The following is a 23,744-nucleotide window of genomic DNA, read 5'->3' as shown; positions in this document are numbered from 1 at the left end:
TTCTCCTTGGCCTCTTTCAACTTGACCACCACGTCACTTGTTCTGGAACGTGTCCATCAGCTGCGTCTCCGCCTGCGACCAGGAGTCGTCGACCTTGCTCACCTTGTCGCGCAGGGCCTTCATGTCCTTGACCATCGCGTCGCGGTGAACGGTCCAGTTGTCGGCGAAGTCACCCATCGAGAGATTGGCGTTGTGCTGTCCCCAGAGCCCCTTGTCGTCGTTCTGGAAGTCCAGCGCCCCCTCGAACTGGCCGATCAGCGAGTTGAGGTCGTTGACCAGGTCCTGCAGGTCCTTCACCACGAGGTCTGCCATCACTGCTCCTGGTTGTCGTGGACGAGATTGTCGTGGACGAGACTGTCGTGCGCGGATTTGTCGGGCGCGGGCTTGTCGGGTTGAGCAGGCGCCGGCAGCGGGATCCGGGCGGCCAGCAGGCTGCCGCTCCCCAGGTGCACCAGGGCCGCGCCCGGTACGACCCGGGCGGCGACCTGGGAACGGGACAGCCGGACGCCCACCAGGTCGCCGTCGCCCATGTTGGGCGGCGACAGCAGCACCCCGCGCCGGTTCTTCTTGACCTCCGCCTGCCAGCCGGAGAAGCCGTTCGCCACCGAGGCGATCTCGCCGCCGATGATCACGCCTCGCCTGCTGCCGGAGGCCTTGCGGACGAACGTCTTCAGCCAGTCCCGGCACGGCAGGTCCCGCCACACCTCGGCGTCGTCGACCACCAGCACCACCGGACCGGCCCCGGGGTCCAGCAGTTCGGCGAACTCGGCCTCGGTGGGGGCGTCGTCGGTGAGGACGCCACGCACTCCGGGCCGACCGGCGAAGCCGCGCAGCGGGGAGTTCATGGGGGCGCCGATGACCACCTCGCACCCGCCGCGCAGCAGCGACTCGGTCATCACGCCCAGGGCCGTGCTGCGCCCGGACCGGGACGGCCCGGCGACCAGGAAGGTCGGCTGATCGCCCAGCAGATCGGCCCCGACCGGCTCCACGTCGTCGCCGGCGACCCCGATCAGTGCCCACATGGGGGCCGGGGTCCCGACCATCTCCCATGCCTGCTCGAACGGCAGTTGGGTCGGCAGCACCGCGATCCGGTTGGGCCGCACCGACTTCGGGACGCCCGCCTCGCGCTCGACGAGCCGTGCCGCCAGCGCGTGCACCGCGGCGACCTGCGCCGGGCCCGCCGGGTCGGCCGCCAGCAGCGCGACCTGGGTCTCGATCGCGCTGACCGCGCGGTACCCGCGGCCCGGTGGCAGGTTCTCCGGGATCTTCCGCGGGTTCAGCCCGGCCAGGCTCGCGTCGCTGCGGTCCGACAGCCGCAGCACCAGCTTGTCGTCACAGAGTGAACTCATCCGGCCGCTCAGCAGCATGTGGTCACCGGCGATGACCACGTGCACCCCGGCGCTGGCGCCTTCGCGGTGCAGGGTCTGGATCAGGTCGGTCAGCGCCCCGTTGTCGTACTCGCTGAGGGTGCCCATGAACCCTTCCCAGCGATCCAGCAGCAGCACGATGTGGGGCAGCCGCTCGGACTCCGGCCTGGCCGCTCGTTGCTCGGCCACGTCGGCGAAGCCGCCCTCACCGAGCAGGCGCTGACGCTCCTGCACCTCGGCGTGCAGGCGCTTGAGCAGCCGGGCGGCCCGGTCGCTCTCGGTGCGCTGCACCACCGCACCGCAGTGCGGCAGCCTGGAGAGCGGAAGCAGGGCGCCGTTGCCGCAGTCGAGCCCGTACAGGTGCAGGTCGGCGACGCTGGAGGCGCTGGCCGCGGCCGCCGCGAAGGTGCGCAGCGCCGCGGAGCGCCCGGAGCGCGGCGCCCCGACGATGTGCAGGTGCCCGAAGGTGGCCAGGTCCACCGTCACCGGCTCCTGGCGCTGCTGCGCCGGCAGGTCCTGGACCGCCCAGGAGAACGACGGATTCCCGCTCGCACCGCCGACCGGCTCCGTCGCCAGCTCGACCACCGGCGACAGTGGCAGCGGCGGTAGCCACGGGCGGCGCTGCGGGGCGATCCCCTGCATGTCGTTGGCCTGCCTGATCGCCGTCACCAGGACCGACAGGTCGGTCACCTCGTCGGTCTCGGTCGCGCTGTGCGGGCGTTGCGGCGCGGGCAGTCCGAGGTCCAGCCAGGAGACCGGCTGCAGGAACGGCGGGGCCACCGCGGCCGCCCGGTCGGCCAGCGGGCGGCGGCCGCCCACCCGGCCTGTCTGGAACGGGATCAGCGAGCTGTGCCCGAGCCGGGCGAAGGCCCGCCCCGGGGTCGCCGCCGAGATGTTCGCGGCCTCCCGGGCGTCGATGACATCGGTGCTCTCGCCGGCGTCGGTCACCCGCAGCGCGACCCGCAGGTTGGTGTTGGCGCGGATCTCCGCCGAGACCACACCGGACGGGCGTTGCGTCGCCAGGATCAGATGGATGCCCAGCGAGCGGCCGCGCTGGGCGACGTTCACCAGGCCGCTGACGAAGTCGGGCAACTCGCGCGCCATGGAGGCGAACTCGTCGATGACGATGAGCAGGCGCGGGATCGGCGCCAGTCCGGGGCGCCGGCCCGCGTAGTCGATGTAGTCCTCGAGGTCCTTCGCGCCGGCGGCCGCCAGCAGGTGCTCGCGCTGGGTCAGCTCGGCGCTCAGCGAGGTCAGGGCCCGTTCGACGAGATGCGTGTCGAGGTCCGTCACCAGGCCGACGGTGTGGGGCAGTTCGACGCAGTCCTTGAACGCGGCGCCGCCCTTGTAGTCGACCAGGACGAAGGTCATGGCGTCCGGGCGGTTGGCCACGGCCAGTGAGGCCACCAGCGTCTGCAGGAACTCCGACTTGCCGGAGCCCGTGGTGCCGGCCACCAGGCCGTGCGGGCCGTGGTTGACCAGGTCGAGGGCGAACGGGCCGTTGAGCGAGTACCCGACCACGGCCTTGGTGCTGCGGCTCGAGGAGCGCCAGCGGGCGGCGATCGCGGCGGCGGTCGGGTCCTCGAGACCGAGGACCTCTAGCAGGCGCGCGGCGCCCGGCAGCGCGGCCTCGCCCTGGGTCTCGCTGACATCGCGCAGGGGCGCCAACTGGCGCCCGGTCTCCGCGTACCAGCTGTCCGCCACCTCGTCCGCGCGGATCCCGTCGATCTGCGCGGCGCGCTGCTGGCGGAGCGCGGCCGGCCGCGCCTCGCCCCCGACGACCACGGTCGCGCACTCCTCCGGCAGGGTGCGCTCGTCGGCGTCCACGCAGATGCTGTAGACGCCGACCGCGGGTCCTTCCTGAAGGATCGTCACCACTCCGGGCAGCGCCCGCAGCCGGCGCGCGCCGTCCATCACCACGACGACGTCCGGGTCGGCGAGCACGGCCGAAGCGCCGGCGTTGAGGCGCACCTGCTGGCGGGCGGTGATGAGCTCGATCAGCTCGGCGACCCGGTGGCCGAGCGTCTCGGCGTCCGCGCCCACCAGCGCCAGGGCCTGCTGCCCCAGCATCGGCCGGGTGTGCGGCAGCCAGGCCGCCCACTGCCACAGGGGTTCGCCCGCCGGGTCGGTCAGGACGTACAACTGCACGTCGCGCGGGCTCTGCAGGACGGCCAGTTGACCGACCAGCCAGCGGGCCATCCGCCGCGGCCAGCCGTCCGGCCCCGCGACACCGACGACTCCGGTCTGCGCGATGGAGAAGTTGACGGGCACGTCCTGCGCCGCACGCAGGTCCCGGTGGCGCTGGGTGCCTTCGCCCTCCTCCACGACGATCCCGGTGGGCAGGTCGGCGACGCCGACCCGGACCAGCAGGTGGTCGGGATCGGTGCGGCGGCGCTCCCAGAGCCGGGCCCGCGGGCCGGTCGCGATGACGAGCAACTCGGCCGGGTCCGGGCTGGCGGCGCGGCAGTCCAGCCGCTCCTGATCCAGCGCCGCCGCGATCTCGGCTTCGGTGGCCGCGAGTTGGACCTGGTACTCGGCCAGCTGCCGCCGGTTGCCGAGCTTGCCCTGACGGCGCCCGTTGAGCCAGTTCGCGATCATCATGACCGGCGACATCCCCGCCATCATCAGGAACATCGCGTTGTGCGTCATCACCGCGATCAGGCCGCCGCCGACGGCGGGCAGACCGGCCGCCAGCCACGGCAGCGCGCTCGGGGCCGCCGGCCTGGGCTGGGTCGGGATGCGAAATGCCGTGCGCTGCACCGGGGGTAGCAGCCGAGGGGGGCGGTTGTAGTCCAGGTACTCACCGTCGTGCGAGGGTTCGACGACGGCATCCGGGCGCAGCAGCGGGTGCGCCTCCAGGATGGTGTCCCCGACCAGGAGTTGGACCGTCTCCCGCCAGCGGACCTCGTGGTCGGGCATCGGGGCTCGGTTGAGCAGGGCGGCGGGCGCGACAGCGCGCACGTGCACCGACGCGTCCAGCGACACCCGGACGATGGCGGCCACCGCCGCCGGATCACCGCCCTTGGTGACCTGGACACCGGCACCGGTGCGGATCCGGTGCTCGCCCGCGTTGAGGTACCAGACCCGCCCGGCGCCGGCGCCCGCCACCACCCTGATGGTGACCAGGCCGGCGCGGCGGCTCGGGAGCGGCCCCGGCCGGCCGAGCCACAGCACGGTGCCGTCGTGGATCCCGCTGCCCGCCAGGGGCTGGGAGAGGTCGAGCAACTGATCGGCGAGATAGATCGCCGTCACGGGCGAGTCGCCGATCGGCGGGGCCTGCGACACATCGAGGCTGTCCAGCAGGTTCTTGACGACGTCGCGCAGGAGCGTGGTGGGATCGGCGTCCACGACCACGTCGGCCGACCAGTCCGGACGCCGGGCAATGGTGATCATCATGGGCATGGCTCCCAACCCCTCATGAGTCCGAGCACCCGCGCCGCCAGTACGGCCGACGCGGGGCACACGTGCGGATGCCCGGCCAACTCCGGGCCAGAGGCTACTTGTTGAGGGAGCCCGAGAGCTGGGTGTCCATGTCACGCATCGCGGCCACGGCCTTGTCGAGCCACTGCGACAGCTGGTCCAGGGTGTCCATGGCCTGCGTGGCCGAGGAGTTGAACTCGTTGTGCACCTCGTCGAAGTGGCCCGACGCCTGCTCGGTGACGAAGCCGTTGCTGGTCAGGTTGTCGACGATGCTCTTGCACTGGTTGAGCTTGTCGTCGATGTCGGCCTTGTTGTTCCGCATGGTGGTCGCGGTGTCCGACATCTCCTGATAGGTGACGTTCAGGTTCGCCATGGTGTGTGTCCCTTCTGGTGTTGCCGAGCGTCTCGACAGGCCTCGACAGGCAACGACACGTTCGGCACCGACGCCGTCGATGCTAGGAACGGACCCGAGGGCGGTCCAGAACCCCCGCTGCCGGCTTGGGCCCTGGGGCCCAAGCCGGCCCGGTGCTCGGCGTTGACACCACTCGGCCGGGAAGAGCACCGTTCCGGGGAGGCCGAATTCCCCGTGCGCGCCGGTCGATTCGGCGCGGCTCCCGACGATGCGGCTTTGACGATGCGGTTCTTGACGAGGAGACACAGGTGACACTGCTGAGCCGACCCGCTGAACGCGTTCCTCGCCGCGGCGACTGGCTTGCCCGGATACGCAGGTCGCGACGGGCCGAGCCGCGGTCGGGGCTGGGCCCGCGGGCCGATCACGGCCTGTGGACCGTGGACCGGGTCGTGCGCGTCCTGGCCACCGCCTGCGACCGCGAGAACCGCGCCGTGCCGGTGGCCCACGCCGTCGTCGTCGGGCCCGACACCGTCTGGCTGAGCCTGAAGACCCCCGACGAGCGGCCCCCCGCCGGATGGACCGCCAGTGACGGCGGCCGGACCTGGCAGGCTCAGCTGCGCCGGCTGCAGAGCGAGAGCGTGGCGGAGTCGCTGACCGAGCCGTACCCGCGGCTGGTCTCACTCGGCCACACCAGCAAGGGATTCGTGCTGCTCAACCTCAGCCAGGTCGGCGGGATCATCAGCCTGGAGGGCGACGCCCAGCAGGCGAGGGCCCTGGCCGAGGACTGGACCCGCGAGCTCACCACGAGCCCGTGGTCACGGGGTGTGCAGGTGGTCCGGATCGGGTTCAAATCCGGCGGCGCGGAGCGGTTGGGATCCACCGACGCACCGGCGCTGACCGACGGCGATGCCGCACTGGCCGACGAGCGCGGCGGGGTGGCGCTGCTGATCGGCCTGCCCGGCGGCCGGGACCGCGAGTTCATCTACCGGCTGGCCGACAATCCGCAGGGCCCCTGGTCGGTGGTCGTCGTCGGCCGCGTCGACCATCCGCGGTGGCGGTTCACCATCGACTCCGCCGGCGTCGTGGACACCGGCCTGCTGGACGAGCCCGTGATGCGCCGGCTGGATTCGGCCATGGACGCGCCCGCCCACGAGGAGGCCGACACCGATCCGGTCGGCGGAGCGGCGGGCGGAAGCGGCCCGCGCGAGCGGCGGTTCACCGGCTGGTGGATCGCCGCGGCGACCGTGGTCGTCGCCTGCCTGGTGGGCGGCGCCCTCGTGCTCACGCTGAAGGGCTCCCCGTCGCATTCGCCCTCCGCACCCGTGGCCCAGGCCTCCCACAACCAGGGACCCGCCGCTTCGAACCCGGCGAGGACCACGACGCCCGCGAGCCCGGGGGCCGGCGGCGCGCCGACCGCGCTGGTGAACCCCGGCACCGGCAAGTGCCTCAGCGGCGGGGCGGGTACCGACGGCACACCGCTGGCCCTCGCGGCGTGCGACGGCAGCGCGACCCAGAAGTGGGCCGCCGGCGCCAACGGCACGCTCCGGACGGGCGCCATCTGCATGGACGCCGCCTGGGGCGCCACCACCCCCGGCACGGTCGTGCAGGTCGCGAACTGCAGCGGCAACCCGGCGCAGCACTTCGCCGTCAACGGTGGCACCATCTACTCCGCCCAGGCCAAGCTGTGCGTGGGCGAGGTGAACGGCGGCACGGCGGTCCAACTGCTGCCCTGCGACCAGAGCGCGGCCCAGGCCTTCAAACAGGGCTGACCGCCGCCGTTCCACGGCGGGCGCTCCGGCGGTACGCGCCGGAGCGGTGCGCGATGTCGAGCCGCTGGGGCTGCTGTGGGGGCCGAGTGGCTGGTATCTGGCGGCACTGAGCTCCGGAGAAGGCGTGTTGATCCCGCAGTGCGCCAGGCCCCGCAGCGGGCAGCACAGTGCGGGGCACCCTGGGGCCGTGTGGGCGAGATTCACTCGATCAGGTGACTCCGATTGGCTTTTCGTGCGGGGGGCGATCGTCGGCCGGATAGTGAGGAGTCCGTCGGCGCTCGCTCTCCTCGCTGTTCCTGGTCTCAACTCGCCCCCAAGGGAGGACACATGGTCGGCACAGCGGATCGGAGCACCGGCGTTGAAGGCGTCGCAGGGGGTGTCGGCCTGACCGCTCTCATGGTCGCCGCGGCACGGGCGATCGAGACCCACCGCCACGACACCCTGGCGCGGGACGTCTACGCGGAGCACTTCGTGCTCGCCGCACCGGCGTCCGCAGGCTGGCCGGTCCGCATGCACCAGGTTCCGGACGGGGACGCGAACCCGCTGTGGGGGAGATTCGCGCGGTACTTCGGTCTGCGGACAAGGGTCCTCGACGACTTCCTCCTCCGATCGGTACACGCGGGCGCCCGCCAAGTGGTACTGCTCGGGGCCGGGTTGGATTCGCGGGCGTTCCGACTCGACTGGCCTGCCGGCTGCGTGATCTTCGAGATCGACACGGAAGGCGTGCTGGCGTTCAAACACGAGGTGCTCGGCGGGCTGGCGGCCACCCCCAAGGCCGCACGCGTACCGATCCCGATCGATCTGCGCGCCGACTGGGTCGGAGCGCTGACCGCTGCCGGCTTCGACACGGCCGCACCGAGCGTCTGGCTGGCCGAGGGGCTGCTGTTCTACCTGTCCAACGCCGCCGAGACGTATCTCGTCGACACGGTGGACCGGTTGAGCACGGGGGGAAGCGCTCTGGCGTTCGAGGCCAAGGTCGACATCGACTTGCTGGAATACCGCGACAACCCGCTCTACTCCTCGACGAAACAGCAGATCGGCGTCGACCTCCTCAACCTGTTCAACGTGGAGCCGCGGCCGGACTCCGCGGGTGATCTGGCGGGCAGAGGCTGGTCCACCTCGGTCCACACCCCGTTCGACTTCACCCGCCGGCACGGACGCGGCCCGCTGCCCGAGCAGAACGACGCGCTGGCGGGCAACCGGTGGGTGTTCGCGAACAAGCCCAGGCCGTAGAGCAGTTCATCCGCTCGTTCGCTCCGGGACCAGGACGGGTTTGACCACGCGGCCCGCGTCGCAGTCGCGTTCGGCCTCATTGATGTCGGCGAGCGGGTACGTGCGGATCAGCTGGTCGAAGGGGAACCGCCCGGCCTGCCACAGCCCGGTCAGCCGCGGAACCAGCAGTCCCGGCACCGCGTCCCCCTCGCAGATGTGGGAGATCCTCCGACCCCGGTCGAGTGCCCCCGGCTCGAGCGGCAGCGTGGTGTGGAGCCGTGCCACCAGGCCGAGGTGGCCGGTCGGGCGAAGGGCCCGGAGCGCGTCGTTGATGAGTCGGGCGGAGCCCGTGGTGTCCAGCGCGAACTGCGCGCCGCCGTCCGTCAGTCGCCGGATACGGTCGGGCAGGTCGGGCTGGGAGGGCAGCTCGGGCTGGGAGGGCAGCTCGGCCGAGCCGGCGCGCAGCGGGATCGCGCCGAACCGCTCGGCGAGCGCCAGCCGTTCGGGGTGCCGGTCGACGGCCACCGCCACCGCCCCGGCGGCGGCGGCCGCCATCACCGCGGCCAGACCCACCGCGCCCGCGCCGAAGACCGCGATCGTGTCGCCGGGGCCGAGGCCGAAGGAGTTGAAGACCGCTCCGGCGCCGGTGAGGAAACCGCAGCCGAGCGGGCCGAGCAGTTCGATGGGCAGCGAGGAGTCGACCCGGACGGCGTTGCGGGCCGGGACCATCGCGTACTCGGCGAAGGAGGACTGGCCGAACCACCGGGGAGCCAGTTCGCCCCCGGCCGCGTCGGTGAACCGCTCCGCGTTCTCCTCGCGCCCTCCGAAGAGGTTGAGCGAGGCGAAGGAGTCACAGTAGGCGGGGGCCGCGCCCAGGCAGTTCCGGCAGTGTCCGCAGGAGTCGAAGCTCAGCACCACGTGGTCGCCCACACTCAGCCCGGTGTCCGGGCCGCCCGTCTCCACCACGACCCCGGCCCCCTCGTGGCCGAGCACCGCCGGCAGCGGTGAGCGGCCCGCTGAGCGCCGGACCGCGAGATCGGTGCGGCACATCCCGCAGCCCGCGATCCTGACCAGGATCTCGCCGTCGGCCGGCCCCGCGTTCAGGATCACCTCCTCGACGGCGAATCGGCTCTCGTGCGAGCGCAGTACCGCCGCGCCGAACCTCCTCGTCACGCCTCCTCCGGGCGGTGCACGACGAACGGCCTGAGGTTCCCGTAGAGCCCCCACGGCCCGCCCGCGACGCCGACACCGCTCTCCTTGATGCCGGCGAAGGGCTGAGCGAGGGACAGTTCGGCGTGGTGGTTGATCCACGCCGTCCCGCACTCCAGCCGGTCGGCCACCGCCTCGGCCCGGTCGAGGTCGGTTCCCCATACCGAACCGCCCAGCCCGAAGCCGGTGCCGTTGGCCGCCTCGACGGCTTCGTCGAGGCTCCCGTACGGCAGCACCGGCAGGACCGGGCCGAACTGCTCCTGCGTCACCACCGGGCTGTCGGACGGGACATCGGCCAGGATCGTCGGGGCGAAGAAGTAGCCCGGTCGGTCCAGCCGGTGACCACCGGCCACGGCTCGGGCGCCGGCTGCCAGAGCCTGGGCCGTGTAGCGCTCGACCCGGGCCAGCTGGGGGGCGTTGTTGACCGGCCCCAGCTGCGTACCCGGGTCGAGCCCGGCTCCGACGACGGCGGTCTTCGCACGCTGTGCGAGGGCCTCGACCACGTGGGAGTAGAGCCGGGCCGGGACGTAGACGCGTTTGACCGCCATGCAGACCTGCCCGCAGTTGCGGAACGCCGCCCAGAACAGCCGGTCCGCGATCCGCTCCACATCCACGTCCTCCAGCAGGATGGCGGCGTCGTTACCGCCCAGCTCCAGGGTCACCCGGGCGAGCGAGGCCGCCGCGCCCTCAGCGACGGCCCGACCGGTGGGAATCGAACCGGTGAAGGTCACGTGGCGGATCCCCGGATGGGACGCGAGGCGGGCGCCGAGGGGTTCGCGACCGGTGACGATCGTCAGTACGTCCTCGGGGAGCGCGGTGGAGATCACGGACCCCAGCAGCCGGGTGGCCAGGGGTGTGAACGGGGAGGGCTTGAGCACCGTCGTGTTGCCTGCGGCGAGCGCGGGCGCGAACTTCGCCGACGCGAGCTGGAGGGGAAAGTTCCACGGAACGATCGCGGCGACGGGCCCGAGCGGTCGCCAGCGGACCTCGCTGCGTACCGGCCGACCGTCGGTGATCGGCTGGGGCGAGGGGGCCAGCTCTGCGAAGTAGCGCAGGCGGGCCGCCGTGCGGGCGATCTCCGCGTACGACTCGGCCAGCGGTTTGCCCTGTTCACGGGTGAGCAGCGGAGCGAGGTCGGTCCCGGCCGCCTCCACGGCGTCGGCTGCCGCGAGCAACGCGGTGGCACGGGCGACGGGGTCGGCCCGCCAGCTGCGCCAGGCCTCGTGGGCCCGGCCGACGACGGCGTCCAACTCGTCCGGCTGCTGGTCGGGAGCCTCGTCGAAGGCCTCGCCCGTTGCCGGATCGACGACGGCGAAGCGCTCGGTGCGGGTCCCGGGCGCGCGCCCGGGCTGACGTGTCGGCATGCCGGCAGTCAGCTCGCCTCGGCGACGCCGGCTGCGGATTGCCGGGCATGCCGGTTCATCTCTGCCCGGAAGGCGGCCACCAACTGCGGCTGAATCCTTCCGGTGTTGCGGTCGCCCCCCTCGCAGACCGCCCCGCGCACCCCCACGATGTCCGTGCCGATGCGGGTCAGCGCGCCGAGGTCTGCCACCTTGACGCTGCCCGCGAGGGCAGCGAGCAGATCGGCCTGGTGGGCCAGCCGGACGAACTCCGCACAGACGTCGGGCGGAACGTGGTCGAACAGCCGTGTCCCGTCCTTGATCGCGGTATCGAGCATGGCCGCGTCACAGCCGGAACGGCGGGCGATGTCCGGCAGCGCCAGCGGGTTGACGCAACCGATCCGGTGGGCGTCGGCGTAGCCCGAGGCGACGACGAACGCGTCCGGCCGATAGTCCTTCACTGCCCGGACGACCCCGCGCATGACATCGATGGCCTGTTCGGGCGTCGTGCATCCGTAGAGGCCGACCTTGATGTAGGTCGCTCCGGAGACAGCCGCACCGAGCGCCGCCTGGGCCACCGTGCCGGGCTTGTACGGTACGTCTCCCACGGTGGCGGACACCGGCTTGTCAGCCGGGACCGCGTCGCGGATCTCCCTGATGACCCACGGGAAGTTCGCGCCGAGCGAGCCCTCCTCAGGCCTCTTGACATCGACGATGTCAAGGTGCTCCGCCGCCTTCGCACAGTCGATGGCCTCCTCGACGCTGTCCGGGGAGATGAGAAGCAACAACGTGGGTTCCTTCCACCGCGTGCCCACCGGCCAACGGGCAGGTGCACGGAGTCGCCTGAATCACTTGCGGTCCGCTCATCATTGCCGCGGCCCGTGACCATCGGTAGGGCGCACGGAATCCGGACGGCTCACTGCCACGACGTGTCCACCCTCCAGTGCGCCGTCCACGCCGGTCCGAACCAGCCGCGCGCAGGTGGTGCCCGCTCGCGGAACTCGGTACCGGAGGACGGCGCCTGCACCGCGCCGAGCGCACGGCCGGGCTCTGCGGGGACTGTTCGGGCCCCCACGGCTCCCCGCCGAGTGGGCCGTCGAAGTCCCGGCGAAAGGAGCCGATCGGCAACCCGCTTCGCCCATCCGGCGATCACGCTCAGGAGGACGCGATCGGGAACGTGTCCAGCAGCACGATCAGCAGGACCAGCACCGCGACGGCGAGCAGCACGACCAGCACGGCCGGCCAGCGATGGGCGAGCCGGTGGGCGGGGTCGATCCTGGTCATGACCACCACTCCTGGTCGCCGCCACGGGTGCCGGGCTTCGCTTCCATATGTTCATCGTAGGAACGGCACTTCACGTGCGGCAACCGGCGCAGTCCGAGGGTCCCGGAGTCACAGCCAGGTCGTCGCCAGCCAGCTGGTCACGGCCGCGGCGAGCAGGAGCGCGAGGTTGAGGGCGACCTGGCGGTCGCCCATCCTCAGGTGGACCCTGGTCGCGCCGATCTGCAGGACCACGAACCCGATGGCGGCGGCCGGCGCCAACCAGGGCGCGATGCCGGTCAGCGGCGGGAGGATCAGCCCGGCCGCACCGAGCAGTTCGATCATCCCGATCGCCCTGACGGCCGGCATCGGCGTGCTGTCCACCCAGGCCATCATCGGCCGGAGCTGCTCACGGTTCCGGACCACCTTCACTCCGCCCCCGTAGAGGTAGAAGAGCGCGAGCAGGCCGGCGACGATCCAGTAGGCGACGTTCACGAGACGGCGGGCTCGGTGGCGTACCGGCTCATCGTCGCGAGGTGCGCCTGTGGGGTCAGCGCCTGACCGCCGGCGATCATGTCCCGCAGGTCCCGGAAGTACTGCACGTAGCTGTCCGGCGTGAACGTGCTGAGCATGACGGCCGGTTGGTCGGTCAGGTTGGCGAAGGTGTGCGGGGCGCCGGGCGGGACCATCACGAGGGTTCCCGCCGGCGCGTCGTAGTCCGTCTCGCCGACCGTGAAGCGCACCGTGCCGGAGATGATGTAGAAGCCCTCGTCGTGCTGGGCGTGGCGGTGCTGCGGCGGTCCGGGCGTGTGCGGCGCGAGAACGGATTCGGCGATCCCGAGGCGGTGGCCGGTGTTGCTGCCGTCTTCGAGGACGCGCAGGCGCGTGGTGCCCAGGACGATCGTCTCGCCGTCGCCCGGCCCGACCACCGAGACGGCGGGGTAGGCGATCGGCTCGCTGGTTTGCGGTTCATCGGTCATGCTTCGATTCCACCGCCAGGGCGGTGCGGCCGTCCAAGACCTGTTCCGTACCGTCGATACCGTACGGGTATCGTGGCGGGCATGGAGCTACGCACGCTGCGCTACTTCATGGCGGTCGCCGAGGAACTCCACTTCGGCCGGGCCGCCTCCCGGCTGCACATGAGCCAGCCACCGCTGAGCCGGGCGGTCAAGCAGCTGGAGACCGAGCTCGGCGCCGCACTGTTCGACCGGTCTTCCGCCGGCGTCACGCTCACCGCGGCGGGCGCGGTGCTGCTCGACGACGCGCGCGCCCTGCTCGACCAGGCCGACCGGGTCCGGGTACGCGTGGCCGCGGCGGCCGGCACCGCGACCATCACCGTCGGCTTCCTGGGCGACAGCACCGACCCGGACGCGACCCGGCTGGCCGATGCCTACCGCCGGCGGCACCCGCACGTCGAGGTCCGCATCCGCGAGACCGACCTGACCGATCCCACCTGCGGGCTGCACGCCGGGCTGGTCGATGTCGCCCTGACCCGCGGGCCGTTCGACGAGACCGGCCTGATGGTACGTCAGCTGCGCGCCGACCCGGTGGGAGCACTGTTGCGCACCGACGATCCGCTGGCCCGCCGCGACCGGCTGAAGCTGGCCGACCTGGCCGACCGCCGCTGGTTCCGGTTCCCGCAGGGCACCGACCCCGGCTGGCAGTCGTACTGGAACGGCGGGGAGCCTCGCCAGGGCCCGGTGGTGCGCGCCGTCCAGGAATGCCGGCAAGCCGTGCTCTGGAACGGCACGGTCGGCATGACCCTGCTGGACCACGAGCCGGCGGCGGGGCTCACCGTGGTGCCGCTGATCGACATGGCGCCGAGCCGTGTGGTCGCGGCCTGGAACGAGGGCGACCCGAATCCACTGATCCGCTCGTTCGTCCAGATCGCGACCGCCGCGTACCAGAAGTAGCGTTCCCCGAAGTGGCGTTCCGGCCCCGCCGGCCCGCTCCTGCGCGGCCTCTTCCTACGCCGCCGCGACTGCCGCCGCCACCTGCACCGTGCCCGACACCAGCTCCACCGTCCGCCCCGCCAGCGGCGGCGGGTCCGCCAGGAGCGCGGCGAGCACCGCCGCCACGTCCTCGCGGGGGACGGCGCCGCGGCCCGTCGAGTCGGCCAGCCGGACCAGCCCGGTAGCCGGCTCGTCGGTCAGCCGGCCGGGGCGAAGCACCGTCCAGTGCAGGCCGTGCCGCCCGCGCAGGTCGTCGTCGGCGGCGCCCTTCGCCCGCAGGTACGCGCCGAAGACCGGGTCCGCGCCGTCCCCGGCGCGGGCGTCCGCGCCCATCGACGACAGCATCAAGTAGCGTCGCACACCGGCCAGTTCGGCGGCGTCGGCGAGCAGGACGGCGGCGCCCCGGTCGACGGTGTCCTTGCGGGCGGCGGTGCTGCCGGGCCCGGCACCGGCGGCGAAGACGACCGCGTCGGCGCCGTCCAGCACCTTGGCGAGCTGCTCGGGCGCGGCGGTCTCCAGGTCGAAGAGCACCGGCTCCGCACCCTGCCGGCGCAGGTCGTCGGCCTGTTCGGAGCGGCGGATCAGGCCGACCGGCTGGTCGCCGCGGGCGGCGAGCAGGAGTTCGAGGTGGAGCGCGACCTGGCCGTGGCCACCGGCGATGACGATTCGCATGCCCGCCACGGTACCGGGCGGCGCGGCGCCGACCGTGGACCTGACGGACCGTCAGCGTGGTGGCCGGACGAACCGCAGGCAGGACGGGGTGCAGGATGGGGGCATGAACGACCGGACACCTGACAGCGCACCCGACGATGCCGCCACCCGCTACCTGCTCGACAACCGGCAACGCGAGGCGGGCCAACGCTTCGCCGCGATCGCCGAGTTGTTCGACCCGTGGACGCTCACCCACCTGGAGCGGCTCGGGCCACTGCGGGGTTGGCGCTGCTGGGAGGTCGGCGCGGGCGGCCCTGCGCTGCCCCTGGCGCTGGCCGAGCGGGTCGGGCCGAGCGGGCGGGTGCTGGCCACCGACATCGACACCTCCTGGCTGGCCGACCTCGACCCACCGGCCGGGCCACCGATCGAGGTGCGCCGTCACGACGTGGTCCGCGACGCCCCGCCCGAGGGGCGGTTCGACCTGGTGCACGCCCGCCTGGTGCTGGTGCACCTGCCCGAGCGCGCCGCGGTGCTGCGGCGGTTGGCCGCCGCCGTCCGCCCCGGCGGCTGGTTGGTGGTGGAGGACGCGGACCCGGCGCTCCAACCGCTCGCCTGCCCGGACGAGCGGGGACCAGCCGAGGAGCTGGCCAACCGGATCCGGCGCGGCTTCCGCACGCTGCTGGCCGAGCGCGGCGTCGACCTCGCCTTCGGGCGCACCCTGCCGGCCCTGCTGCGCGGGGCGGGCCTGCACGAGGTGCGGGCGGAGGGCTACTTCCCGGTCACCTCGGCGGCCTGCCGGACCCTGGAGGCGGCGACGGTCCGTCAGCTGAGCGAGCAGCTGATCGCCGGCGGGCTGGCGACCGGCGCCGAGATCCAGCGCCACCTCGACCGGCTGGCGAGCACGGCACCGGACCAGGAGCTGGACGTCACCACCGCCCCGCTGATCACCGCCTGGGGACGGCGCGCGACGGACGAGGCGTGACGGCGACGACGGGGGCGGCGAAGGCGGCGTGACGGCGACGTGGACCGCGACCGGTCCGCGAAGGGTTCGGCCCTAGGCTGGGAGCATGCACGACACCACTCCCGGCCACCCCGCCGAGGCTCCCGGCGCCCCGGCCGTCCGTGTCCTGGTGGTCGAGGACGACCCCGCGATCTCCCGGTCGCTGGTCCGCGGCCTGGCGCGGGCGGGGTACGCGGCGGGCAGCGTGGACACGGGGCAGGCGGCACTGCGCCAGGACCCGGTACCGGACGTGGTGCTGCTCGACCTCGGGCTGCCGGACCTGGACGGGGTGACCGTCTGCCGGCTGCTGCGGCGCCGCTCGGACGCGGCGGCGATCATCGTGGTGACCGCGCGCGGCGAGGAGGGCGACCGGGTCAGCGCGCTGGACGAGGGGGCGGACGACTACCTGGTGAAGCCGTTCGGGCTGGCCGAGTTGCTGGCCCGGATCCGCGCGGTGCTGCGCCGCACCCGGCCGATCGGGCCAGAACTGCTCAGCCACGGACCGCTGACGGTGGACCCGCGCACCCGCAAGGTCACCGTGCACGGCGGCGAAGTGGCGCTGACGCCCAAGGAGTTCGACATCCTGGAGTGCCTGGCCGTCGACCCGGGGCGGGTGGTGACCCGCCAGGAGATCCTGGAACGCGCCTGGGACGAGCACTGGTACGGCCCGACCAAGGTGCTGGACGTCCACATGGCCGCGCTGCGCCGCAAGCTCGGCGTGCCGGGGCTGGTGGAGACCGTCTACGGGCGCGGATTCCGGCTGGGCGTGGGTGAGGGCGCGACGCCGGACACCGCGACCGGCACCCAGCGGTCATGACCCGGCGGATCGCGCTGACCGTCTCGCTGCTGGTCGTGGTGCTGCTGGTGCTGGCGGTGGTCCCGCTCGGCATCCTGCTGACCGAGCGCGAGGAGACCTCCTTCCGCAGCTCCGCCGAGGCCGCCACCCGGGCGATCGCGTCGGCGGCCGAGGAGCACCTGTCCGACCAGAAGTCCGAAGAGGCGATGCTGCGCCTGCTGGACGACGCCCAGCGGGACGGCGGCTGTGCGGCCGTCTACGACGCCACCGGAGCGCAGATCGCCCGCACCTCCTGCGGCACGGCCACCGGCGGCGTCGTCCCGTCCCTGGTCGGCGCCGTGCTCGCGAGCCCGAACGCCGCCGGCAGGTCGGACTCGCCGCAGACCCGCACGGCGCGCGCCGACGACCGCCTCACGGTCGCCGTGCCGGTCGGTGACACCGACGACGCGGTGGGGGTGGCCGTGCTGACCCGCTCCACCGACCCGCTGGACGACCGGATCGCGGTGATCTGGAGCTGGCTCGCCCTGATCGGCGTCGGCGGCATCCTGACCGGGACGCTGGTCTCGGTCCGGCTGGCCCGCTGGGTCGGCCGGCCGCTGCACGAGGTGGACCTGGCCGCGCGCCGGCTCGGCGAGGGCGAGCTGGCGGCGCGGGCGCCGGTGGAGCGCGGACCGCAGGAGGTCCGGCGGCTGGCGGCGACGTTCAACACCATGGCGGCGCGGACCGAGACGCTGGTGCACGGGCACCGGGCGGTGATCGCCGACGTCTCGCACCAACTGCGCACCCCGCTGACGGCGTTGCGGCTGCGGCTCGACCTGCTGGCGGACGGACCCACCGGGGCGGACGGCGAGACGGCGGCGGAGCTGGCCGGGGCGCAGGAGGAGATCGCCCGGCTCTCCCGGCTGGTGGACGGGCTGCTCGCGGCCGCGCGGGCGGAGAGCGCGGTGCCCAAGCCGGTCACCGTCCGACTGGCCGAGGTGGCCGCCGAGCGGGTGGCGGCGTGGGAACCGCTGGCGACCGAGCGCGGGGTGGCGCTCAGCACCAGCTGCCCGGCGCGGCTGGCCGCCTCGCTCGGCGGCGGCGACCTGGAGCAAGTGCTGGACAACCTCCTCGCCAACGCGCTGGACGCGGTCCCGGCGGGCGGTCGGGTCCGGATCGAGGGCGCGGCCGCCGGGAGCGGCCGGGTGCTGCTGCGCGTGGTGGACGACGGCCCGGGGATGACGGCGGCGGCGCGGGAGGCGGCGTTCCGCCGCTTCGGCAACCCGGAGGCGACCGGCACCGGCCTGGGGCTGGCGATCGTGCACCGGCTGGTCACCGCCAACGGCGGCGAGGCGCGGCTGGCCGACACGCCGGGCGGTGGCCTGACGGTCGAACTCGAACTGCCGGCCGCCCGGGCGGCGAGCGGCTGACCTGGCCTTCTCTCGGTCTTTACGAGTTGTGAAGGTCTTCTGAACGGGTTCCCGACAGGTCGATGGGGACTCTGGAGGTGGACGGACCCCGAGGAACCCGAGGAGCCCCCTTCATGAGCGCTCAGCACCCGACCCCGAACCGGCGCGCGGTCCGGCTGCGCCGCTGGGGGCTGCGCCGGGTCGGCGCGGCGACCATCGGCGCCGGGGTGGCCGCGGCGGCGGGGTCGGTGGTGCTGGGCACGGGGTACGCGCACTCGCTGCCGGGCAGCACGGCGGTGGTGCCGGCGGCGCGGCCTTCGGCGGTCGCGGCCACCCCGACGCCGACCCCGACGCCGAACGCGACCCCGGCTCCGACTCCGACTCCGACGACACCCATGCCCACGACCGCACAGACATCCGCACCAGCTCCTGTCCCGTCCCAGGCGAGCCCGACAGCAGCGGCCCGGCCGACACCGCCCCCGCAGCCGGTGCCCGTCCAGCCCACGCAACCGGTGCAACCCGTACCGCCGCTCCAGCCGCCCCAGCAGCCACCGACTGCGGTGGCGCCCACCCCGCAGCAGCCCCAGCCGCAGCCGACCACCACGTCGAAGGCGTCATGAGCCGCGCCGCCCCGGCCATCGACCGCTTCGCCGCCCTCGGGACGACCGCCGTGCTGCTGGTCACCGACCCGGAGCGGCTCGCCGCGGCCCGGCAGGTGCTCACCGCCGAGCTCGCGGCGATCGACCTGGCCTGCAGCCGCTTCCGCGCCGACTCAGAGCTCTCCGGAGCGAACGCCGCCGCCGGGCAGCCGGTGACGGTCGGACCGCTCTTCGCCGAAGCGCTCGACGCCGCGTTCCGGGCCGCCGAGCTCACCGACGGCGCGGTCGACCCGACCGTGGGCCCGGCGCTGGTCGCGCTGGGCTACGACCGGACCTTCGCGACCGTGCGTCCCGAGCAGGTCGGCCCGGCGCTGCCAGTGCGGCCGAGCGGCTGGCGCAGCGTCGAGTGGGCGCCGGCGAGCCGCCGCCTGCGGCTGCCACCGGGCTGCGCGCTCGACCTGGGCGCCACCGCCAAGGCGCTGGCCGCCGACCGAGCGGCCCGGCGGGCGGCCCGGGCGACCGGCTGCGGGGTGCTGGTGAACCTCGGCGGCGACCTCTCGGTGGCCGGTCCGCCGCCGGCCGACGGCTGGCGGGTGCGGATCGCCTACGGGCACCCGGAGCAGCACGACAGCGACGGCGACGACCGCGGTGACAGCCCCGTGGTCGCCCTGCGCGGCGGCGGCCTCGCCACCTCGGGCATCACCGCCCGGACCTGGCGGCGCGGTGGCCGGTTGCTGCACCACATCGTCGACCCGGCCACCGGCGACGTGCCGCCACCCGTCTGGCGGACCGTCAGCGTGGCCGCCGCGAGCTGTCTGGACGCCAACACCGCCAGCACGGCGGCGATCGTGCTGGGCGAGGCGGCCCCCGGCTGGCTGCGCGAACGCGCCCTGCCCGCCCGGCTGGTGCGCACGGACGGCGCCGTGCTCCGGCTCGCCGCCTGGCCCGCCGAAGACCAGCCCACCGAGGACCGCCCCACCGACGGAGGTCGCCGATGACGAGCACGGTCCTGCTGGCCGCCGCCGGACCCAGCCCGCTCTGGTACGCCACCCGCGCGGGCGGCACGGTGGCGCTGCTGCTGCTCACCGCGACCGTGCTGCTCGGCATCGTGGCCGGCGGCCGGTACGCGCCCAAGCGGATCGCCCGGTTCGAGATCGGCGCGCTGCACCGCAACCTCTCGCTGCTGGCGCTGGCGTTCCTGCTGCTGCACATCGTCACCGCGATCGCCGACAGCTACGTGCACTTCGGCTGGATCGACGCGGTGGTCCCGTTCGCCTCCTCCTACCGGACGCTCTGGGTGGGCCTGGGCGCGCTCGCCTTCGATCTGCTGCTCGCCGTGCTGCTGACCAGCGCGGTGCGGCTGCGGATCGGGCAGCGGCGCTGGAAGGCGGTGCACTGGCTGGCGTACGCGAGCTGGCCGCTGGCCCTGTTCCATGCGGCCGGGACCGGGACCGACACCCGGCTCTCGCTCCAACTCGGCCTCTACGCGGTCTGCTTGCTGGCCGTGGTCGGCGCGGTCTGGTGGCGCCTGTACCGGGCGGGCCCCGGCCACCGGGCCGCGCGCTGGTGGGGCGCGGTGGCGGCGGCGGCCGTCCCCGCCGTGCTGACCGTGTTCCTGGCCACCGGGCCGCTGCAACCAGGTTGGTCGCACCGCGCACTCGCCCCCGCCACGTCGACCGTCAGCACGGCGACCGTCAGCACGGCGACCGTCAGCACCTCGACCGGCCTGATCTCCCGGGAGCTCGGATGACCCAGACCACCGAACTGCGGCAGAGCACCGAACACCGCCTGCTGCGCGGCTGGTTCGAGACGGGCGGCCCGGCCGACCTCACCGAGCACCTGCGGCGCTACGGCCCTGCCCCGCTCCCGTCCGAGCGCGGCGCCCGGCAGGCCCGTGCGGCGCTGCTCCAAACCGTCGAGCAGGCCGGCCTCACCGGACGCGGCGGCGCGGCCTTCCCCACCGGACGCAAGCTGCGCGCGGTCGCCGAGGGGCGCGGTCGCCCTGTGGTAGTCGTCAACGGCATGGAGAGCGAGCCCGCCAGCCGCAAGGACGAGGCGCTGCTCGACCTGGCTCCGCACCTGGTCCTGGACGGCGCAGCGCTGGCCGCCGCCGCCGTCGACGCCACGGTGGTCCACCTCTGCCTGCCGCGCGGCAGCGCCCGCGCCACCCAGGTGGACCGGCTGACCCGGGCGGTCGCGGAGCGGTGGCGGGCCGGGCTGGACCGGATACCCGTCGAGGTGCACCGGCTCCCCCACCACTACGTCTCCAGCGAGGAGACCTCACTGGTCCAGTGGCTGAACGGCGGCCCGGCCCGCCCGCTGGCCACACCGCCCCGCCCGTTCGAGAAGGGGGTGGACCGCCGCCCGACCCTGGTCGACAACGTGGAGACGCTGGCCCACCTGGCACTGATCGCCCGCTACGGCCCCAGCTGGTTCCGCAGCACCGGGACGGCCGACGCGCCGGGCACCACGCTGCTCACCGTCTCCGGCGCCGTCCACGCGCCCGGGGTGCACGAGTTGCCGCTCGGCACGCCGCTGGGCGCCGTGCTGGCCGCGGCGGGCGGGACGAGCCGGCCGCTGGGCGCGGTGCTGGTCGGCGGGTTCTTCGGCAGCTGGCTCAGCGCCGAGCAGGCGCCGGCGGTGCCGTTCGCCAGGCCCGAGCTGGCCGCGCTGGGCGCCGGGCCGGGCGCGGGGGTACTGGTGGCGCTGCCGGCGGACTCCTGCGGGCTGGCCGAGACGGCACGGGTGCTCGGCTTCCTCGCCGCGCAGAGCGCCCGGCAGTGCGGGCCGTGCCGGTTCGGCCTGCCGGCCGTCGCCGCCGACTTCCACCAACTGGCCTGGGGCCGCCCGGACGCCGAGCTGCCCGCCCGGCTCCCGCACCGGGTCGAGCTGCTCGCCGGACGGGGCGCCTGCCGCCACCCGGACGGGGCGTCCCGGCTGGCCGCGACGGCGCTGGCGGTCTTCGCCGCCGACGTGCGGCGCCACCTGGAGACGGGTCCGTGCCCGGGCGCGGCACTGCCACCGGTGCTGCCCGTACCGGGCGGGCCGGCAGCCGACGAGGTGGGCTGGCGATGAACCGTCACCACCGGCTCGCCATCGACCGGATCGCCTGCGACGGGCGGGGCCTGTGCGCGGAGCTGCTGCCCGAGCTCATCGACCTGGACGAATGGGGCTACCCGGTCATCCATGGCCAGGCCGTGCCCGCCGACCTGCTCGGCCACGCCCGCCGGGCGGTCGCCGCCTGCCCGGTCCTGGCCCTGCGCCTGGAGCGGGCGGCCGGCGACCGCCCGCCACCGGCCGCCTGAACCATTTCTTAGTCGATGACCCGTCAGACTGCTGCACGCCCCCGGGGAAGGCACCCGCGGTGGCGACCGATCCGCTCCGCCGAGCACCCCAGGGAGCCCTCGTGCCACCGACCAGCAGCGCGCCTTCGCACCTCGCCCCGCAGCGCGAGCCCGGCGGGCCCGGCGATCCCGCCGCGCCCGGCGCCGGCACGGGCGGGCGCCCGCTCGGCAACCAGCGGCTCACCGCGCTGGTGGGCACCCTGCTGCTGGTGCTCTTCGCCGCCCAGGGCGTCACCATCCTGTCCGTGAGCCGGCTGCTGACCTGGCACTTCATCTTCGGCCTCACCCTGATCGGCCCGGCCACGCTGAAGCTCGGCACGGTCTGCTACCGAGCCGTGCGGTACTACACGGGCGCCGCCGCCTACCGCCGCCAGGGCCCGCCGCCGCCGGCCCTGCGGCTACTCGGCCCGGCGGTGGTGGTCACCACCGCCGGCGTGCTGGCCACCGGCACCACGCTGGCCCTGACCGGCGAGCGCACGGTCGACGGTCTGCCCGTGCTCTTCCTGCACAAGGCGTTCTTCTACCTCTGGCTGGCGGCCATGGGCCTGCACGTGCTGGTCCACCTGTGGCGCCTGCCCAGGCTGATCGGCGCCGACCTGCGCCGCCGGCCCTCCGGAAGAGCCGCCGTGGGCACCGGCCACCGCGCCGCCGCCCGCCGCGCCGCCGAACACGTGCCGGGGCGGGCCCTGCGCTGGCTGCTGCCCGTCCTCGCCCTCGCGGTGGGCATCGGCCTCGCGATCGCCGGCGCTCCGCTCGCGGGCCGTTGGGGCAACTAGGGCCTCTCTTACGGATCTTGTCGGCTGTGACACCAGCGGCTGACGCCGCGGGGCGCGCGGCTCCCCCAGCCTGGCGGCTGGGGGAGGGATGCCCGGCGTCGCGCGCCCGGCAAGATCCGTAAGAGAAGCCCCAGCGCTGCGCCTACCGGGACTTCACCCTCGCCCTACACCCGCCGTCGCAGACTGGTGGCAGACGCAAGGAGGTGCGCGGCATGAACACCCTGCGCGACACAGGCCTGGCCCGGTCGGCCGGTTGGACCCGCCGGATCGGGGCGGGCGCCGTGCTGCTCTGTGCGGCGCTCGGGGTGTTCTTCGCCCACGCCGTGCCCGGCCAGGCGGCCGGTGGCAGCAGCCCGGCCCCCGCCGGCGACACGCCGTCCAGCACGCCCTCGACCTCACCGCTGCAACCCCCGGCCCAGCCGCCGACCTCCGGCAGCGGCCCGGTGCACGCGCAGACCCACGCGTCCTGACTCGGACCGCCCCACCCCCACCGACCGTGAAACGATTGGCCCGGCCCGCCCCCGCGCTGGCATGCTGGCCGCGTGGAGAGCGCGCGGAAGCCCGAGATCTCGTTGATCGTCGCCCCTGAGCTACGACTGTTCCTCGCCTCAGGTCGGCGCCAGGCGGACCGCACCCTGGTCCGCACCGACGGCGCCTCGACCCTGGGCCACGTCGTGGAGTCGCTCGGCGTGCCGCTGACCGAGGTGGGCGCACTGCTCGCCGACGGGCGTCCGGTGCCGGCCGGGCACCTGCCCGAGCACGGCGCGCAGATCACCGTCCAGGGCGTGACGCGACCGCAGCAGGTGCCGGGGCCGCTGCGCTTCCTGCTCGACGTCCATCTCGGCACGCTCGCCCGCCGGCTGCGCCTGCTGGGAGTTGACGCCGCGTACGAGAACCCGGACATCGGCGACGCCGCGCTCGCCACCCGCTCGGCCACCGAGCGGCGGGTGCTGCTCTCGCGCGACCGCGGGCTGCTGCGGCGCCGCGAGCTGTGGGCGGGCGGGTACGTGTACAGCCACCGGCCGGCCGAGCAACTGCGCGACGTGCTCTCCCGGTTCGCGCCACCACTGGCGCCGTGGACCAGGTGCACGGCCTGCAACGGCACGCTGCACGAGGCCACCAAGGACGCGGTGCAGGAGCAGCTGCTGGACGGCACCGAGCGCTCGTACGGCGCGTTCGCCCGCTGCGGCGACTGCGGGCAGGTCTACTGGCGGGGCGCTCACCACGCCCAGCTGACCGCCATCGTGGACGAGGCGCTGCGGGAGTTCGGCCCGACGGCTCAGCCGCTCCCCACCCCTGCGCACTGAGG

The 23,744-nt window shown here is 74.0% G+C and carries 24 protein-coding genes; 13 read left to right on the top strand and 11 right to left on the bottom strand.

Annotated elements, in window-relative coordinates:
* Positions 1-33: 33 nt before the first annotated feature.
* The 3 genes from P3T41_RS16995 to P3T41_RS16985 all read right to left on the bottom strand — a co-directional run bounded on the left by P3T41_RS16995 (position 34) and on the right by P3T41_RS16985 (position 5,160).
* Complete coding sequence (locus P3T41_RS16995; RefSeq protein WP_280690709.1) at positions 34-312, bottom strand: hypothetical protein; 279 nt, start codon at positions 310-312, stop codon at positions 34-36.
* On the bottom strand, positions 312-4,763 hold the full coding sequence (locus tag P3T41_RS16990; protein ID WP_348533664.1) for an FtsK/SpoIIIE domain-containing protein: 4,452 nt from the start codon (positions 4,761-4,763) through the stop codon (positions 312-314). The genes P3T41_RS16995 and P3T41_RS16990 overlap by 1 nt, the downstream gene beginning before the upstream one ends.
* A gap of 100 nt (positions 4,764-4,863) precedes the next feature.
* Positions 4,864-5,160, bottom strand: coding sequence for a WXG100 family type VII secretion target (locus P3T41_RS16985; protein WP_280690707.1), 297 nt, complete (start codon positions 5,158-5,160; stop codon positions 4,864-4,866).
* Between the two features lie 416 nt (positions 5,161-5,576).
* Here P3T41_RS16985 and P3T41_RS16980 point away from each other — a divergent pair, with 416 nt between their 5' ends.
* Both P3T41_RS16980 and P3T41_RS16975 read left to right on the top strand, forming a co-directional pair.
* Positions 5,577-6,908, top strand: coding sequence for an RICIN domain-containing protein (locus P3T41_RS16980; protein WP_280690706.1), 1,332 nt, complete (start codon positions 5,577-5,579; stop codon positions 6,906-6,908).
* Positions 6,909-7,235: 327 nt separating this feature from the next.
* The gene (locus P3T41_RS16975) at positions 7,236-8,141 is read left to right on the top strand and encodes a class I SAM-dependent methyltransferase (RefSeq protein WP_280690705.1); all 906 of its coding nucleotides are present in this window, start codon (positions 7,236-7,238) and stop codon (positions 8,139-8,141) included.
* Positions 8,142-8,147: 6 nt separating this feature from the next.
* On the opposite strand, the gene P3T41_RS16970 is transcribed toward P3T41_RS16975, so the two are convergent.
* The 6 genes from P3T41_RS16970 to P3T41_RS16945 form a co-directional block, all read right to left on the bottom strand.
* Positions 8,148-9,293, bottom strand: a complete 1,146-nt coding sequence (locus P3T41_RS16970) for an NAD(P)-dependent alcohol dehydrogenase (protein ID WP_280690704.1) — start codon at positions 9,291-9,293, stop codon at positions 8,148-8,150.
* The gene (locus P3T41_RS16965) at positions 9,290-10,693 is read right to left on the bottom strand and encodes an aldehyde dehydrogenase family protein (protein WP_280690703.1); all 1,404 of its coding nucleotides are present in this window, start codon (positions 10,691-10,693) and stop codon (positions 9,290-9,292) included. Before P3T41_RS16965 ends, P3T41_RS16970 begins: the two co-directional genes overlap by 4 nt.
* Before the next feature lie 8 nt (positions 10,694-10,701).
* On the bottom strand, positions 10,702-11,457 hold the full coding sequence (locus P3T41_RS16960) for a (5-formylfuran-3-yl)methyl phosphate synthase (protein ID WP_280690702.1): 756 nt from the start codon (positions 11,455-11,457) through the stop codon (positions 10,702-10,704).
* A 367-nt stretch (positions 11,458-11,824) separates the two neighbouring features.
* Positions 11,825-11,953 (bottom strand): hypothetical protein, encoded by a 129-nt coding sequence (locus P3T41_RS16955; RefSeq protein ID WP_280690701.1) that lies wholly within the window; start codon positions 11,951-11,953, stop codon positions 11,825-11,827.
* A gap of 108 nt (positions 11,954-12,061) precedes the next feature.
* On the bottom strand, positions 12,062-12,424 hold the full coding sequence (locus P3T41_RS16950; protein ID WP_280690700.1) for a DoxX family protein: 363 nt from the start codon (positions 12,422-12,424) through the stop codon (positions 12,062-12,064).
* Positions 12,421-12,909 (bottom strand): cupin domain-containing protein, encoded by a 489-nt coding sequence (locus P3T41_RS16945; protein WP_280690699.1) that lies wholly within the window; start codon positions 12,907-12,909, stop codon positions 12,421-12,423. The genes P3T41_RS16950 and P3T41_RS16945 overlap by 4 nt, the downstream gene beginning before the upstream one ends.
* 81 nt (positions 12,910-12,990) lie before the next feature.
* On the opposite strand from P3T41_RS16945, the gene P3T41_RS16940 reads away from it, so the two are divergent.
* A complete protein-coding gene (locus tag P3T41_RS16940) occupies positions 12,991-13,842 on the top strand; it encodes a LysR substrate-binding domain-containing protein (protein ID WP_280690698.1) in 852 nt (283 codons plus the stop codon).
* A 54-nt stretch (positions 13,843-13,896) separates the two neighbouring features.
* Here P3T41_RS16940 and P3T41_RS16935 read toward each other — a convergent pair whose 3' ends face one another.
* Positions 13,897-14,553 carry an NAD(P)H-binding protein gene (locus P3T41_RS16935; protein ID WP_280690697.1) on the bottom strand — a complete coding sequence of 219 codons (657 nt, stop codon included), beginning with the start codon at positions 14,551-14,553 and terminating at the stop codon, positions 13,897-13,899.
* Between the two features lie 103 nt (positions 14,554-14,656).
* Here P3T41_RS16935 and P3T41_RS16930 point away from each other — a divergent pair, with 103 nt between their 5' ends.
* From P3T41_RS16930 to P3T41_RS16920, 3 genes are all read left to right on the top strand, one after another.
* Entirely contained in the window at positions 14,657-15,514 is an 858-nt protein-coding gene (locus P3T41_RS16930; protein WP_280690696.1) for a methyltransferase domain-containing protein, read from the top strand.
* An 85-nt stretch (positions 15,515-15,599) separates the two neighbouring features.
* Positions 15,600-16,349: a response regulator transcription factor gene (locus tag P3T41_RS16925; RefSeq protein ID WP_280690695.1), complete on the top strand. Its 750-nt coding sequence runs from the start codon at positions 15,600-15,602 to the stop codon at positions 16,347-16,349.
* Positions 16,346-17,737 (top strand): HAMP domain-containing sensor histidine kinase, encoded by a 1,392-nt coding sequence (locus P3T41_RS16920; protein ID WP_280690694.1) that lies wholly within the window; start codon positions 16,346-16,348, stop codon positions 17,735-17,737. Before P3T41_RS16925 ends, P3T41_RS16920 begins: the two co-directional genes overlap by 4 nt.
* Positions 17,738-17,858: 121 nt before the next feature.
* Here P3T41_RS16920 and P3T41_RS16915 read toward each other — a convergent pair whose 3' ends face one another.
* Entirely contained in the window at positions 17,859-18,113 is a 255-nt protein-coding gene (locus tag P3T41_RS16915) for a hypothetical protein (RefSeq protein ID WP_280690693.1), read from the bottom strand.
* A gap of 219 nt (positions 18,114-18,332) precedes the next feature.
* Between P3T41_RS16915 and P3T41_RS16910 the strand changes: the two genes are divergently transcribed.
* The 7 genes from P3T41_RS16910 (at position 18,333) to P3T41_RS16880 (ending at position 23,742) form a co-directional block, all read left to right on the top strand.
* Positions 18,333-19,313 (top strand): FAD:protein FMN transferase, encoded by a 981-nt coding sequence (locus tag P3T41_RS16910; protein ID WP_280690692.1) that lies wholly within the window; start codon positions 18,333-18,335, stop codon positions 19,311-19,313.
* Positions 19,310-20,065: a ferric reductase-like transmembrane domain-containing protein gene (locus P3T41_RS16905; protein ID WP_280690691.1), complete on the top strand. Its 756-nt coding sequence runs from the start codon at positions 19,310-19,312 to the stop codon at positions 20,063-20,065. Before P3T41_RS16910 ends, P3T41_RS16905 begins: the two co-directional genes overlap by 4 nt.
* Positions 20,062-21,390, top strand: coding sequence for an NADH-ubiquinone oxidoreductase-F iron-sulfur binding region domain-containing protein (locus P3T41_RS16900; protein WP_280690690.1), 1,329 nt, complete (start codon positions 20,062-20,064; stop codon positions 21,388-21,390). The genes P3T41_RS16905 and P3T41_RS16900 overlap by 4 nt, the downstream gene beginning before the upstream one ends.
* On the top strand, positions 21,387-21,620 hold the full coding sequence (locus tag P3T41_RS16895; RefSeq protein ID WP_280690689.1) for a ferredoxin: 234 nt from the start codon (positions 21,387-21,389) through the stop codon (positions 21,618-21,620). Before P3T41_RS16900 ends, P3T41_RS16895 begins: the two co-directional genes overlap by 4 nt.
* A gap of 101 nt (positions 21,621-21,721) precedes the next feature.
* The gene (locus P3T41_RS16890; protein WP_280690688.1) at positions 21,722-22,435 is read left to right on the top strand and encodes a hypothetical protein; all 714 of its coding nucleotides are present in this window, start codon (positions 21,722-21,724) and stop codon (positions 22,433-22,435) included.
* A 212-nt stretch (positions 22,436-22,647) separates the two neighbouring features.
* Complete coding sequence (locus P3T41_RS16885; protein ID WP_280690687.1) at positions 22,648-22,905, top strand: hypothetical protein; 258 nt, start codon at positions 22,648-22,650, stop codon at positions 22,903-22,905.
* Positions 22,906-22,977: 72 nt separating this feature from the next.
* Positions 22,978-23,742 (top strand): Mut7-C RNAse domain-containing protein, encoded by a 765-nt coding sequence (locus P3T41_RS16880; RefSeq protein ID WP_280690686.1) that lies wholly within the window; start codon positions 22,978-22,980, stop codon positions 23,740-23,742.
* The last annotated feature ends 2 nt before the right edge of the window (positions 23,743-23,744 follow it).

The sequence above is a fragment of the Kitasatospora sp. GAS204B genome (genome assembly GCF_029892155.1).
GTDB lineage: Bacteria > Actinomycetota > Actinomycetes > Streptomycetales > Streptomycetaceae > Kitasatospora.
The sequence above is the reverse complement of the archived record's forward strand: the minus strand, read 5'-3'. Positions and strand labels throughout refer to the sequence as shown.

Coding starts and splice junctions, on each gene's coding strand:
- P3T41_RS16995 (WP_280690709.1), bottom strand. CDS start 312: ATGGCAGACCTCGTGGTGAAGGACCTGCAGGACCTGGTCAACGACCTC.
- P3T41_RS16990 (WP_348533664.1), bottom strand. CDS start 4,763: ATGATGATCACCATTGCCCGGCGTCCGGACTGGTCGGCCGACGTGGTC.
- P3T41_RS16985 (WP_280690707.1), bottom strand. CDS start 5,160: ATGGCGAACCTGAACGTCACCTATCAGGAGATGTCGGACACCGCGACC.
- P3T41_RS16975 (WP_280690705.1), top strand. CDS start 7,236: ATGGTCGGCACAGCGGATCGGAGCACCGGCGTTGAAGGCGTCGCAGGG.
- P3T41_RS16965 (WP_280690703.1), bottom strand. CDS start 10,693: ATGCCGACACGTCAGCCCGGGCGCGCGCCCGGGACCCGCACCGAGCGC.
- P3T41_RS16955 (WP_280690701.1), bottom strand. CDS start 11,953: ATGACCAGGATCGACCCCGCCCACCGGCTCGCCCATCGCTGGCCGGCC.
- P3T41_RS16945 (WP_280690699.1), bottom strand. CDS start 12,909: ATGACCGATGAACCGCAAACCAGCGAGCCGATCGCCTACCCCGCCGTC.
- P3T41_RS16940 (WP_280690698.1), top strand. CDS start 12,991: ATGGAGCTACGCACGCTGCGCTACTTCATGGCGGTCGCCGAGGAACTC.
- P3T41_RS16935 (WP_280690697.1), bottom strand. CDS start 14,553: ATGCGAATCGTCATCGCCGGTGGCCACGGCCAGGTCGCGCTCCACCTC.
- P3T41_RS16930 (WP_280690696.1), top strand. CDS start 14,657: ATGAACGACCGGACACCTGACAGCGCACCCGACGATGCCGCCACCCGC.
- P3T41_RS16925 (WP_280690695.1), top strand. CDS start 15,600: ATGCACGACACCACTCCCGGCCACCCCGCCGAGGCTCCCGGCGCCCCG.
- P3T41_RS16920 (WP_280690694.1), top strand. CDS start 16,346: ATGACCCGGCGGATCGCGCTGACCGTCTCGCTGCTGGTCGTGGTGCTG.
- P3T41_RS16915 (WP_280690693.1), bottom strand. CDS start 18,113: ATGGGTGTCGTCGGAGTCGGAGTCGGAGCCGGGGTCGCGTTCGGCGTC.
- P3T41_RS16910 (WP_280690692.1), top strand. CDS start 18,333: ATGAGCCGCGCCGCCCCGGCCATCGACCGCTTCGCCGCCCTCGGGACG.
- P3T41_RS16905 (WP_280690691.1), top strand. CDS start 19,310: ATGACGAGCACGGTCCTGCTGGCCGCCGCCGGACCCAGCCCGCTCTGG.
- P3T41_RS16900 (WP_280690690.1), top strand. CDS start 20,062: ATGACCCAGACCACCGAACTGCGGCAGAGCACCGAACACCGCCTGCTG.
- P3T41_RS16895 (WP_280690689.1), top strand. CDS start 21,387: ATGAACCGTCACCACCGGCTCGCCATCGACCGGATCGCCTGCGACGGG.
- P3T41_RS16885 (WP_280690687.1), top strand. CDS start 22,648: ATGAACACCCTGCGCGACACAGGCCTGGCCCGGTCGGCCGGTTGGACC.